Genomic DNA, 12,957 nt, shown 5'->3' on the forward strand with positions numbered 1-12,957 from the left:
CGTTCGGATTTTTTAACGAAACCCACAAACGTTATTCCGTTGATAAAGCGGGTTTTTCAGCGACTTATCGCCCCATAACGCGGGTCAGTTTCGTTAGCTTTTGCATTCGCCCGATTCGGAGCGAATAGCGTCTTGTCGCCGCGCCCGCGCCTAGCGGAACGCCGCGCCCGCGCCTCGCGCCTTACTTCGAGCCGTTCCAGCGGTCGTAAGCCGCCTGGTAGATCTCGACGATGCGGTCGCTGCCCATCTTCTTCAGCTGGGCGGCGTACTTGTCCCAGCCGGAGAGCGGCTCCTGGCCGGTGATGAACTTCGCTTCCATCTGCTCGACGTACGGGTTCATGTCGGACAGCATCGCCGTCACCTCGGACTGCTCCTCTGGCGTCAGGAACACGTTCGGGAACGGAATCTTGCCGATCGGCACGAGCTTCTTCTCGTTCTCCTCGGCGATGAAGGCGTCGAAGTCCGACTGCAGCCCCTTGTTGTTCTCCGGCAGGTTGACGCCCGGAGGCAGGATGCCGTAGTTCGGCGTCAGCGTGCCCTTGTAATCGTCGCGGCTGCCGCCGCCCGGCACTTCCAGCGGCTCCTTCGTGAGCGTCGCCTTGTCGCTGTATTTCCACAGCACGTTCTCCGGGCCCTGGCTGAACAGCAGCGAGCCCTCGTAGCCGTACTGGTAGTCGGCCCAGCGCATCGTCGCCTCGGGGTTCGGGTTGGTCTTGGAAATCGCGAACACGCCGTTGGCCGACTGGCCCGGATGCTTGCCGTACACCGGCGTGCCGGCGATCTCGCTCTGCAGCGGCTGCATCATCGGATGCTCGCGGCTCGGCTCGCCGCCCATCGTGAAGTACGGATAGTAGTCGTTGAATACGGCGACCTGGTTGTTCTTGCCCTTGGCCTTCTTCTGCTCGTCGGTCTGCGAGAACGTCTCGTGGTCGAGCAGCTCCTCGCTCCACAGCTTGTTCATGAACGTCAGGTAGCCTTTGTAGCCTTCCTCCTGCGGAGAGTAGTGGACCTTGCCGTCCTTGTCGGCGTAGATGACTTCGTTGTACATGCCCCAGAAGCCGAAGAAGAACATGCGCAGGTCGTCGAGCTTCGTGCTCGTCAGCGGGATCTCGTCCGCCTTGCCGTTGCCGTTCGCGTCCTCCGCCTTCACGCGCTTGAGGTAGGCGTAGAATTCGTCGGTCGTCTTCGGCAGCTCCGAGACGCCGAGCTTCTTCAGGAAGGAGCCGTTGTACCACATCGGGCTCCGGTACCAGACGGCCGTCAGATCGACGTTCGGCAGCGCGTAGATGTGGCCGTCCGGGGTCGTGATGTTTTTGCGGATCTGAGGGTTCTCATCGAGGATCTTTTTCAGATTGGGCGCGTAGCCGCCGTCGATCAGTCCTTCGAGCGGGATGAGCACGCCCTGCGAGCCGTACGTCACCTGCTCCGCCGGCTTGAGGTCGGCCGCGTAGAAGATGTCCGGGTAGCTGCCGCTCGCGAAGACGAGGTTCTTCTTCGTCTCGAAGCTGTCCTGCGGCGCGTTCTGGAACGTCAGCTTGATGTTCGTCAGCTTCTCCATTTCCTTCAGCACCGCCATGTCCTCCCACTTGGCGTGGCCGACGTCCGGCGCCATCAGCGACAGCGTGATCGGCTCCTGCACGATCGGCATGCCTTCCTTGGCGACGGCCGAATCGGCCGCGCCGGCGTTGCCGGCGGAGCCGCCTTGGCCGGCCGAGCCGTTGTCCGCGCCGGAGTTCGTGCCGGAGCAGGCGGCCAGGGAGCCCGCCAGCAGGCTCATGCCGATGGCGGTCGTCAGCAGCTTGCTGAGGTTGGTGCGAGGTTTGGTCCACATCGTCGTATTCCCCCTTGAATGTAGTATAACGCTTTCTTGCGGCTCAGCCTTTGACCGAGCCGATCATGACCCCTTGCACGAAATAGCGCTGCAGGAACGGATAGATGACGATGATCGGCAGCGTGGCGACGATGATGACCGCATACTTGACGAGCGCGGCGATCTCGGCCTTGTTGTTGAGCGCCGAGGCGGTAGAGGCGTCGATCATGCCTCCGCCCGTCTGGGCGGACATCTCCTGCAGCACGAGGATCTGGCGCAGGATGATCTGCAGCGGGTACTTCGTCTCATCGTTGAGGTAGATGAGCGCCGAGAAGTAGCTGTTCCACTGGCCGACGCCGTAGAACAGCGCCATGACGGCGACGATCGGCATCGACAGCGGCAGCACGACGGTGAGGAACAGGCGGGTCGTCGAGGCGCCGTCGATCTGGGCCGCCTCCTCGAGCTCCCTCGGGATGGTGGACATGAAGAACGTGCGGGTGACGATGATGTTGTAGATCGAGGCGGCGCCGGGCAGGATGATCGCCCAGATCGTGTCGATCATGCCCAGATCCTTCACGAGCAGGTAGGAGGGGACGAGGCCGCCTCCGAAAAACATCGTGACCATGAACATCGCCATGAAGAAGTTCCGGCCGACGAAGTCGCGGCGCGCCAGGGCGTAGGCCGCCGGCAGCGTCACCGCGAGGCTGACGAGCGTGCCCGTGACGGTATAGAGGATCGTGTTGGCATAGCCGCTCCAGATCCGGTTGTCCTGGAACACGCGCTCGTAGCCCTCGAAGGTGATGCCCTTCGGGAAAAGCCACATCTCGCCCGAGCCGACCGCCTGCGGACTGCTGATCGAGGCGCTCAGCATGTAGAGGACCGGATAGGCGACGATGACGAGCGCGATCAGCAGGTACAGGTAGTTGGCGACGAGGAAGACGCGGTCTCCGCGCGATTCCTTGATCGCTTGGCTGGTCATGGACGGCAGGCCTCCTTTCGGCGGAATCGGATTCGCGTCACCACAGGCTGTTCTCGCTCGTGCGGCGGACGATCTGGTTGATGGCGACGAGCAGGATGCAGTTGATGACGGAGTTGAACAGGCCGACGGCGGTCGAGAAGCTGTACTGGGCATCGACGAGGCCCGCCTTGTACACGAACGTCGCGATGATGTTCGACGCTTCCATGTTGAGCGGATTCTGCAGCAGCAGAATCTTCTCGAAGCCGACGCTGAGCAGGCTGCCGATGTTCAGGATGAGCAGGATCGTCATCGTCGGCACGAGCGTCGGGATGTTGATGTGCCGCAGCCGCTGGAAGCGGCTCGCGCCGTCGATAATCGCGGCCTCGTGCAGGCCGGGATCGACTCCCGACAGGGCGGCGAGGTAGATGATCGTGCCCCAGCCCGCTCCTTGCCAGACGCCGGAGAGGACGTACATCGTCTTGAACCAGCGCGGATCGGTCAGGAAGTCGGGCGGATCGAGCCCGATCCACTCGAGCATGTGGGTGATGATGCCGGTCGACGGCGACAGGAAGGTGATGATCATGCCGGCCATGACGACGACGGAGATGAAGTGCGGCGCGTAGGTGACGGTCTGCACGGTCTTTTTGAACCAGCCGTTCTTCACCTCGTTGAACGCGAGCGCCAGGATGATCGGAATCGGGAAGCCGACGGCCAGCTCGTACAGGCTGATGCTCAGCGTGTTCCAGATCAGGTCCCAGAAATAATAGGAGTTGAAGAAGCGGGTGAAGTGGTCGAATCCGACCCACGGACTGCCGGCGAAGCCAAGCGTCGGCACGTAGTTCTTGAACGCGATCTGGATGCCGTACATCGGCCCGTAGGCGAAGATCAGGAAATAGAAGAAAGCCGGGGCGATGAACGCGTACAGCTCCCAGTTGCGCAAAATCCGCCTCCAGCCCCGGCGCTTTTGCGGCTGGGCCTGCGTCTGCAGGCCGGCGGCGGCGTTCGTCGTTCCCATCGTTGAACCTCCCTTCGAGTCTAGTTTAAGTGAGGAAAGATGACGCCACATCCCTCGTCAGGCCCGATCGGAAAGAGTGGCAGCGGTCGATCCGACAGCGGCGCATCGGGGATGAAGCGTTTGCATCAGCATAGCGGGATGCGGCCGGAAGCGTAAATATGTCGTTTCGGGAGCGGCGCCAGCCGGTCTCCGATTGGCCGAATCTGCTCGGGAAAAAGCCGGGAATGCCGCGCCTGGAGCGGTTCCCGCCTGCAAGATGTCATTTCCGCCCTGCGCCTGTCCGAGGCGGCGAAGCAGAAATGACTATCGTCGAAGCGCCAAAACGGATAAGCGCTTACAGGCATGTCAGATATGAGTCATCTTTCCGAGGGCTTGTGGGAAAAAGGATGACGCTTGTTACGAATGACATATTTACGAGGCGCGACGGCCGCCCCTAGAATGAAAGCGGTAAACCGAACCGAAAGGCGGGAAGGGCATGCAGAAGTGGTTTGAGGAAGCGAAGCTCGGCATCTTCATTCATTATGGCATCTATGCCGTGGACGGCGTGGCGGAGTCGTGGTCGTTCTACAACGGGCGGCTGTCGTACGAGGACTATATGAAGCAGCTGGACGGCTTTACGGCGTCGAGGTTCGACGCGGAGCGCTGGGCGGAGCTGATCGAGCGCTCCGGCGCGAGGTATGCCGTGCTGACGACGAAGCATCATGACGGCGTCGCGCTGTGGGACACGCGGCAGAGCGAGCTGAACGTCGTCAAAAGGACGCCGGCGGGACGGGACCTCGTCCGCGAGTATGCGGACGCGATCCGCGCGCGGGGCATCCGCTGCGGCCTGTACTATTCGCTGATCGACTGGTCGCATCCGGATTACCCGAGCGTCTTCGAGGGCGGGCGCGCGCCGGACGACCTGTCCGCCGTCAACCGCTTCTCCGCCCCGGCGGACGGCGTGCAGCGGCCGGAAGCCTGGGAGCGGTTCCTCGCGTTCAACGACGCCCAGCTGCGGGAGCTGCTGACGGACTACGGGCCGGTCGACCTGCTCTGGTTCGACGGAGACTGGGAGCGCAGCGCGGAGCAGTGGGGGCTGCCGGCGTTCAAGCAGCGGCTGCTGGAGCTGCGGCCGGAGCTTATCGTCAACTCCCGGCTGCAGGGCTACGGCGACTACAAGACGCCGGAGCAGGGCTTGCCGATCACGAGGCCGGAGGGGCCATGGGAATTCTGCACGACGATCAACGCGTCGTGGGGGTATGTGCCGACGGACCATAAGTACAAGTCGGTCGGCCAGATCATCCGCATGTTCTGCGACTGCATCGCGATGGGCGGCAACATGCTGCTCGACATCGGGCCGCGCGAGGACGGCACGATCGACGAGCGGCAGGAGGCGGCGCTGCTCGGCCTCGGCGGCTGGATCCGCGACCACGAGGAGGCGGTGTTCGGCACCGGTGAGGGCGTCATGACGCGCTACTATCCGGGCGGCAGCACGCTGTCCGCGGACCGGCGGACGCTGTATTTGTTCGTGCGCGACGAGCCTAAGGAGAGCGTCTGCCTGAAAGGGCTGTGCAACCCGATCCGCCGGGCGAGCGTGCTGCACAGCGGCCAGGAGCTGGAGTGGGAAATCCACGGCGGCGTGCCGTGGTTCGACATTCCCGGCACGACATGGATCGGCCTGAAGCCGGAGCAGACGCATGAGCAGGTGACGGTCATCAAGCTGGAATTCGACGACGAGATCGATATATACGGCGGCTCGGGCGCCGTCGTCACCCATAATTGAACGGACAGGGAGAGTGGCGCGGATGAACCGGAGCGGAGTGCCGGAGCCGGCGATCGGGAAGTATGAGCCCAAGAGCTACCGCTGCGAGCGGGCGAGCGGCCCGCTGGAGCTGGACGGACGGCTCGACAAGCCGTTTTGGGCGGCGGCGGCGTGGACGGACGATTTCGTCGACATCGAGGGGGACCGGCGTCCCCGTCCGGCGAAGCGGACGCGGGCCAAGATGCTGTGGGACGACGAGTGCTTCTATGTCGGGGCGGAGCTTGAGGACGATGAGATCTGGGCGACGCTGACGGAGCGCGACTCGGTCATTTTCCAGGACAACGACTTCGAGATCTTCATCGATGCGAACGGCAGCACCCATGGCTACTACGAGTTCGAGATCAACGCGCTCGGCACGGTGTGGGACCTGCTGCTGCCGAGGCCGTACCGCGACGGCGGGCCGCCGGTGAACGGCTGGGACATCGCGGGGCTGCGCACTGCGGTGCATGTCGAGGGCGAGCTGAACCGTCCCGGAGCGGACAACCGGCGGTGGAGCGTCGAGGTCGCGATGCCGTGGGCGAGCCTGAAGGAGTGCGCGGCGGAAGGACGGCCGCCGGCTGCGGGCGACAGCTGGCGGGTCAACTTCTCGCGGGTGCAGTGGCAGGTCGACGTCGCGGACGGCCGCTACGTCAAGCGGCTCGACCCGGAGACGGGTCGGCCTTGTCCGGAGGACAACTGGGTGTGGTCGCCAATGGGCCTCGTCAACATGCACTATCCGGAGCTGTGGGGCTACGTGCAGTTCGCGGAGGCGGACACGCCGGCGTTCGAGCTGGCGGAGGACGAGCGGATCAAATGGCAGCTGCGGCGGCTGTACTACCGGCAGCGCAACTATTATGAAGCGCAGGGCCGATTCGCGGCCGACGCGGCCGAGCTCATGACCGGCGAGGGCTGGACGATCTCGCCGCAGGTCGAGACGACGAGCGGGCTGTTCCAGCTGTCGGCGCCGTCGGAGGACGGGCGGTCGCGGCTGTGCATTCGCGAGGACGGCCGTTTGTGGAAGGAGGAGTTGCGATGAGCGGCAGAGCAGGCGGTTCGCGCTCGCCTGAGGAATCGGGGGGAGCGGACGCCGGGCGGCAGCGGGAGAGGCGGCGGGAGCCGGCCCCCTGGTCGCCGGGAGAGCGGGAGAAGGAGGGCATCGCGCGCAGGCTGGAGGAGCGGAGGCGGCTGGCGGCGGCGCGGGAGCGGGAGCTGTTCGGCGCGCTCGCCGAGGCCCGGGACGAGGAAGAGGCGTGGGCGCTCCGGCTGCTGCTCGCCTCGATGCCGGTCGGCGATCTGGCCGACTATGACGGCGCGATGCTGCTGGAGCATGCCCGGCAGTCGCTGGCGATCCGCCGCGCGATGCCGTGGGGCGGGGAGGTGCCGGACGAGCTGTTCGCGCACTTCGTGCTGCCGTACCGGATCAACACCGAGGACATCGACGGCTCGCGCGGGCTGCTCCACGCCGAGCTCGCTCCGAGGGTGCAGGGGAGGAGCATGGAGGAGGCGATCCTCGAGACGAACTACTGGTGCCATGAAAAAGCGACGTACGCCGGCAGCGACCTGCGCACGGCGTCGCCGCTGACGACGATCCGCGCCGCCCGCGGCCGCTGCGGCGAGGAGTCGACGCTGGCGGTGGCGGCGCTGCGCAGCGTCGGCATCCCCGCCCGCCAGGTGTATACGCCGCGCTGGGCGCATTGCGACGACAACCACGCCTGGGTCGAGGCGTGGGCGGACGGCCGCTGGCGCTACTTCGGGGCCTGCGAGCCGGAGGCGCGGCTCGACCAGGGCTGGTTCACGCCGCCGGCGCGGCGGGCGATGCTCGTCGATACGCGGGTATTCGGCGGTTATGCCGGCTCGGAGGAAACGACGCTGGAGCGGGACGGCTATGCCGAGCTGAACCTGCTCGCGACCTATGCGCCGACGCGCGTCCTGGACGTGTCCGTGCGGGAGGAGGACGGCTCGGCCGCAGCCGGAGCGCAGGTGCGCTTCGAGCTGTACAACATGGCCGAGCTGCATCCGATCGCCGTGCTGACGGCGGATGCCGACGGACGGGCTTCGCTGCGCGCGGGGCTCGGCACGCTGCTCGTGCGGGCGGCCGGACGCGGCGGCCGCTGGGACGAGCGGCTCGTCCACGCGGACTCTCCGGACGCGCTGGAGCTGCGGCTCGCGCGGCGCGGACAGCCGCAGGCGCCGGCGGAGCTGGACTTCGTGCCGCCGCCCGAGCGGGACGGCGAGCCGCTGCCCGAGCTGCCGGAGGCGGCGCTGCGCCGCCATGAAGAGCGGCTTCGCGAGGGCTCGGCGTGCCGCGGCGAATTCGAGGCCGGCTTCCTCGGCGAGCCGGAGGCGGCGGAGCTGGCGCGCGCGAGCGGACTGCCGGCGGAGCGGCTGCTGCCGCTGCTGGCCGGCGCGCGCGGCAACGGCGCCGAGATCGCTGCGTTCCTCGGCGAGCAGGCGCGCGCCGGGCGCGGCGCTTGGGCGCTGCGCCTCGTCGAGACGCTGAGCGCCAAGGATCGGACCGACGCGCTGCGGCCGACGCTGGAGGATCATCTGCTCGGCGCGCTGGCGGCGCTCGGCGAGGCGCCGCCAGCGTCGTCGACGGATGCGGAGGACGAGCGGGAGCGGTTCGACTCCTATGTGCTTTGTCCGCGCGTGCTGCATGAGCGGCTGGCCCCTTATCGCGGCTTGCTGGCGGCGGCGTTCTCCCGCGAGGAGCGGGAGGCGCTGCGCCTCCGCCCGGCCGGGCTCGCGGCGCAGCTGGAGCGGCGGTTCGCTCTCGCCGATACGGTGCCGAACCTGCGCGGCAAGGGCACGCCGGCCGGCGCATGGAGGCTGGGCCGGGGCGATCGGGAGACGAGGGACATCCTGCTCGTCGCGCTGTACCGCAGCCTCGGCATTCCCGCCCGGCTGCAGCCGGGCTCGCATCGTCCCGCCTTCTGGCAGGACGGCTGGCGGGAAGCGCGCTTCGCGGACGAGCGCGAGCCGATGCCGGATGAGGCGGGGCGGACAGGCGACGGCGCCGGCAGCCGGCATGCGGAGCTTCGCCTCGCCGCCGTGCCGGGCGCGCCGGCAGCCGTCTACGGCGTCACGATGACGCTGGCGAGGCTGCAGGACGGCGTCTACCGGACGCTCGCCTATCCGCATGGCAGCACGGGCTACGAGGATCGACGGCTGCGGCTGGAGCCCGGCGAGTACCGGCTCACGACCGGAACGCGCCTCAAGGACGGCACGGCGCTGGCGCGCCTGAGCTACGCCGAGCTGCGCGCCGGGGAGCTGGCCGAGCTGGAGCTAACGCTCCGGTCGGCGGACGAGGCGGTGCCGGTGCTCGGCGAGCTGCGGACGGCCGGCGAGCTGTCGCCGCTGGACGGCGGCGCTCCGCTCGGCTGGACGCAGGCGCTCGGCGAAGGCGCGGCGCTCGTCGCCTGGCTGGAGCCGGAGCGCGAGCCGAGCCGCCATCTGCTGCGCGAGCTGGCCGAGCAGGCCGAGCCGCTGCAGGCGGCAGGCGCGGCGGTGCTTCTGCTGCTCGCGGAAGGAGCCGCAGACGGCGGTCCGCGCGCGGCGGCGACGGCTCGGCAGCCGGACGGCGGCGACAGCCTCGCCGCCAGCGCCGTGCCGGCGGGCGGGAGGCTCGCCCGCGAGCGCGGCGGCTCGTCGCTGCCGGCGCTGGCGCAGGCCGCTTCGGCGGCAGAGGCGGGCTGTCCGCATCTGTTCGTCGTCGACGCCGAGCGGCGCATCCGCTACGCCAGCTCCGGCTACCGGATCGGCGCGGCCAAGGAAGCGCTGGAGACGCTCGCGGCGCTGCGCCGATAGGAGCCTCTTCGCCAAAGCAGCCCCCGGCCCGAATGCGGGCGGGGGGCTGCTTTTTGTGCTAGGCCGAGCGGCAAGCGCCGACGAAGGCGGCGAACAGCGCGCGGCTCGACGGCTCGCTCTCGTAGCTGAATTCGGGATGCCACTGCACGGCGGCGACAAAGGCTTTGCCGGGCAGCTCGACCGCCTCGATCAGGCCGTCGTCCGCCTTGGCCGCCGCGGCGAGGGACGGAGCGAGCGCTTTGATCCCTTGATGATGATAGCTGTTGACATGCAGGCGGTCGGACCCGACCAGGAGGCGCAGCTGCGAGCCGGGCTCGACCTGCACCGGATGGGCCGGGTTGTCGTAAGGGGGGCGCTGCTTGTGGCCGATCGCCGAGTCGAAGCCGGCCGCGCTTGGAAGATCCTGATGCAGCGTGCCGCCCAGCAGGACGTTGAACAGCTGCAGGCCGCGGCAAATGCCGAAGGCGGGCTTGTCCAGCTCCAGCGCCAGCCGGAACAGCTGCGCTTCCATGCGGTCGCGTTCTCGGCACAGCTCGCCGCAGGCTTCCGCGATCTCCTCGCCGTAGAGCGCCGGATCGACGTCATGGCCGCCGGTGAACAGGAATCCGTCCAGGCTGCGGGCCAGCGCGGCCAGCGCCTGCTCCTCGCCCGTCAGAGGCAGCATGACGGGGATGCCTCCCGCCTGCTCCACGGCTTTCATATAGCCCGGCAGCATCCAATAGCTTTCTTTCTCCGAATCGTACAGCGGCAAGATGCCGATCAGCGGCATGCTCATGATGACCCCTCCATTCGGGCGGATGGCTTTCCGGCCCTCGTTGTTCCTCCATTGTATCCGATCGCCGCAGCAGGATGGAAGAAGCCCCGACATCCGGCTGTGCCGGAGTTCGGGGCTTCTTTCGGTTCAATATTTGTACCGCTTGGAGAGCAGCTGGCTGTCGACGCGGACGACGCCCGCGATCGGGTACAGCCTGTCCTGCAGGAAGACGTCCATTTCGTCCAGGTCGGCGAACAGCGCCCGCACATGCAGGGCGCTCGGTCCGGTCAGCCGGCACACCTCCGTCACCTGCGGCTCGGCGGCCAGCCGCTCCGCCGCTTCATGCAGTCGGGGCGGCTCCACCTCGACGAGGAAAAACGCGCTCGCGCCGAGGCCGATCTTGTCCGGGCGCAGCGTGAGCGTAAAGCGCTCGATGACGCCGGACTCGGACAGCGCGTTCACGCGGGCCTGGACGCCGACGCGCGAGATGCCGACTTCCTTGCTGATATCGGTATAGGACATGCGCGAGTTGGCGCGCAGCAGCTCCAAGATGCGGCGGTCGATCTCGTCGAGCCGCGTCGCCGGGATCGGGTAGCGAGGCCGCTCGGGCGGGGATGACATGGCGATCGTCTCCTTTGGGCAGGCGGTCATCATCGGCATGGAAGAGCCTGGCAGTATCCCCTAAATGATAGCTTGAATCCGGCATCGTTGCAATGCCCGATGCAGGCGCTACAGCGACGTCAGCCGGGCGAGCGCCTCGACGAGCGTCGGCCAGCGGCCGGAGGCGGCGATGGCGGCGCGCTGCGCCTCGAAATGCGCCCGCTCCGCGCTGCCGGGCGGGCAGCCCGCATGGGCAGCCAGATGGGCCGGCTGCTGGCCGTGGCGCAGCAGGTAGCCGGCCGCCTCCAGCATGGAGCGCATCGTGCCGAGCAGCGGCAGGTAGATGCCGGCGCTTTCGGCGTCGAGCCGGTAGACCTCGTCGAGCACGAGATGCGCCTGGTAGAAGCTCATCGGCGCCGGAAGATACAGGAGCAGCAGGACGAGCAGGCTGATGTCCCGGTATTTCTGCTGGAAGCGGAAGAAGTTCTCCTGCGCCTCCCGGCCGACGGAGGGCGCTACGGGATGCTCCTGGTGGTAGACGGCGGGCTCGCGGATATGCGCGAAGCGGTAGCCTTGGCGGAACAGACGGTAGCCCAGCTCCAGATCGTCCCAGCCGTAGCCCTCGTACTCCTCGAACAGCCCGCAGCGCTCGAACGCCGCTCGCCGCACGGACAGATTGCCGGTATGGCTGATCAGCCAGGGCAGATGGAAGCCCGTCAGACGGTCGCCGAAGCGCTGCAGGATCTCGGCCTCGAACACGGCCTCCATCGGCTTGGCGAACGACAGCTCCACGTACGCCTCGGCGTGGATGTCCTCCCGCCCGAGCAGCAGCTGCGGTCCGCCGCCGCCCATGAACGCCTCCCAGGCGGCATGATGGCGGGGGCGGGGAAAAATCAGGCTATACGCCTGCTGCACCTGCTCGGCCGAGAATCCGGGATGCAGATGCGTATAGGCGCCTTTCATTGTCAGCACGCCGGAGGCGAGCAGCTGTCCGTCCTGCTCGTGCAGGCGCAGATGGGACTCGACGAAGCCTGGTCCGACGAGCACCTCGGCGTCGAGAAAGATCAGCACCTCCCCCTCGGCGATGCGGATGCCCGCGTTGCGCGCGGCGGGCCGGCCGAGGCCGGCTTCCGAGCGGAGCAGGCGCAGCCGGTAAGGAAAGCTCCATGCGGCGGGGATGCCCGGCGTCGCATCCGACGAGGCGTCGTCCACGAGAATGACCTCGTAGCAGTCTGGCGGCACGGTCTGGCGCTCCAGCGCGAACAGCGTCAGCAGCACGAGCGGATGCTTGTCGCGGCAGGGCAGGATGATGCTCGCCCGCATGCCCATCGGCTCCGCCTCCTTTCCTGCTTCTAGTCCTACCAGTCTATGGGGCCGGCCGGGGACGGGGCTGGCCGCCTGCCCGGCGGCATGCGCCTGATTTGCCGCGAGCGGAGGCGTTTGCCGCATCGGGAGACTTTGCCCGGCATAGGATGGACTAGACGAGCCGGACCGGCCGAAGGAGGAGCCAACATGATTCAACGAACGGCAAGCAAGGACTTTCTCGGGTTTTTGAACGGCATGATCGCGGGCGCGGACACGCTGCTTGACGTCGGCTGCGGACCGGGCGTCCTGCTGGGCGCGATGGACGCGCGCAAAATCGTCGCGCTCGACGTGCATCGGCCCTACCTGGCGCATGTGGCCGCCCATTCGCCGCTCGTCATCCCGATCCATGCCGACGCGCTCGAGATCGGCCGCCTGTTCGTGCCCCGTTCGTTCACGGCGGTGACGATGGTCGACGTGCTGGAGCATCTGGACAAGAAGGACGGCTACGAGCTGATCCGGCAGGCGGAGTCGATCGCCCGCGAGCGGGTCATCCTGTTCACGCCGCGCGGCTTCTTCCCGCAGGCGAGCATCGACCACTACGGCCTGAACGGCGAGCAGCACCAGACCCATCGCAGCGGCTGGGAGCCGGAGGAGCTCGAGGCTCTCGGCTACGACATCCTGCTTATGGAAGGCTTCCACGACCGCTCCAACATCGCCTTCGTCGAAGCGTTCGGAGCGGAGCATCCTCCGATCGACGCGATGATGGCGATCAAGAGCCTTATTTAGCGGGCTCGCCGCCCGCCATTCGCTCGATTCGCCCGCGTCCGCGCTCCCTGCTTCGGCAGAGGGCGCGGACGTTTTCCTTTTCCGAGGGGACAGGCGGCTGCAAGTCACGAGTATTCAGATGCCGGCAAACGCATACCTATGA

Annotated in this window: 10 protein-coding genes; 4 read left to right on the plus strand and 6 right to left on the minus strand. The window is 67.2% G+C overall.

All coding sequences use genetic code 11. The annotated features are described in order from the left end of the window. Positions 1–181: 181 nt before the first annotated feature. The 3 genes from H582_RS0113095 to H582_RS0113105 are packed head-to-tail and all read right to left on the minus strand — an operon-like array spanning position 182 to position 3,783. Positions 182–1,831 carry an extracellular solute-binding protein gene (locus H582_RS0113095; RefSeq protein WP_043111306.1) on the minus strand — a complete coding sequence of 550 codons (1,650 nt, stop codon included), beginning with the start codon at positions 1,829–1,831 and terminating at the stop codon, positions 182–184. A gap of 43 nt (positions 1,832–1,874) precedes the next feature. Then, positions 1,875–2,789 carry a carbohydrate ABC transporter permease gene (locus H582_RS0113100; RefSeq protein WP_028598879.1) on the minus strand — a complete coding sequence of 305 codons (915 nt, stop codon included), beginning with the start codon at positions 2,787–2,789 and terminating at the stop codon, positions 1,875–1,877. Between the two features lie 37 nt (positions 2,790–2,826). Then, positions 2,827–3,783, minus strand: a complete 957-nt coding sequence (locus H582_RS0113105; RefSeq protein WP_028598880.1) for an ABC transporter permease — start codon at positions 3,781–3,783, stop codon at positions 2,827–2,829. 475 nt (positions 3,784–4,258) lie between these two features. Here H582_RS0113105 and H582_RS0113110 point away from each other — a divergent pair, with 475 nt between their 5' ends. The 3 genes from H582_RS0113110 to H582_RS27445 are packed head-to-tail and all read left to right on the plus strand — an operon-like array spanning position 4,259 to position 9,370. After that, positions 4,259–5,545, plus strand: a complete 1,287-nt coding sequence (locus H582_RS0113110; RefSeq protein ID WP_028598881.1) for an alpha-L-fucosidase — start codon at positions 4,259–4,261, stop codon at positions 5,543–5,545. Between the two features lie 22 nt (positions 5,546–5,567). After that, on the plus strand, positions 5,568–6,599 hold the full coding sequence (locus tag H582_RS0113115) for a carbohydrate-binding family 9-like protein (protein WP_028598882.1): 1,032 nt from the start codon (positions 5,568–5,570) through the stop codon (positions 6,597–6,599). Next, positions 6,596–9,370: a transglutaminase-like domain-containing protein gene (locus tag H582_RS27445; protein ID WP_084137227.1), complete on the plus strand. Its 2,775-nt coding sequence runs from the start codon at positions 6,596–6,598 to the stop codon at positions 9,368–9,370. The genes H582_RS0113115 and H582_RS27445 overlap by 4 nt, the downstream gene beginning before the upstream one ends. Before the next feature lie 58 nt (positions 9,371–9,428). On the opposite strand, the gene H582_RS0113125 is transcribed toward H582_RS27445, so the two are convergent. The 3 genes from H582_RS0113125 to H582_RS30995 all read right to left on the minus strand — a co-directional run bounded on the left by H582_RS0113125 (position 9,429) and on the right by H582_RS30995 (position 12,053). After that, positions 9,429–10,145 (minus strand): gamma-glutamyl-gamma-aminobutyrate hydrolase family protein, encoded by a 717-nt coding sequence (locus tag H582_RS0113125; protein ID WP_028598883.1) that lies wholly within the window; start codon positions 10,143–10,145, stop codon positions 9,429–9,431. Positions 10,146–10,271: 126 nt separating this feature from the next. Then, complete coding sequence (locus tag H582_RS0113130) at positions 10,272–10,745, minus strand: Lrp/AsnC family transcriptional regulator (protein WP_043111307.1); 474 nt, start codon at positions 10,743–10,745, stop codon at positions 10,272–10,274. 108 nt (positions 10,746–10,853) lie between these two features. Further along, positions 10,854–12,053: a glycosyltransferase family 2 protein gene (locus H582_RS30995; RefSeq protein ID WP_052333221.1), complete on the minus strand. Its 1,200-nt coding sequence runs from the start codon at positions 12,051–12,053 to the stop codon at positions 10,854–10,856. A 183-nt stretch (positions 12,054–12,236) separates the two neighbouring features. Between H582_RS30995 and H582_RS31920 the strand changes: the two genes are divergently transcribed. Further along, the gene (locus H582_RS31920) at positions 12,237–12,815 is read left to right on the plus strand and encodes a class I SAM-dependent methyltransferase (protein WP_028598885.1); all 579 of its coding nucleotides are present in this window, start codon (positions 12,237–12,239) and stop codon (positions 12,813–12,815) included. The last annotated feature ends 142 nt before the right edge of the window (positions 12,816–12,957 follow it).

It is taken from the genome of Paenibacillus pasadenensis DSM 19293 (assembly GCF_000422485.1).
GTDB classification, from domain to species: domain Bacteria; phylum Bacillota; class Bacilli; order Paenibacillales; family Paenibacillaceae; genus Paenibacillus_O; species Paenibacillus_O pasadenensis.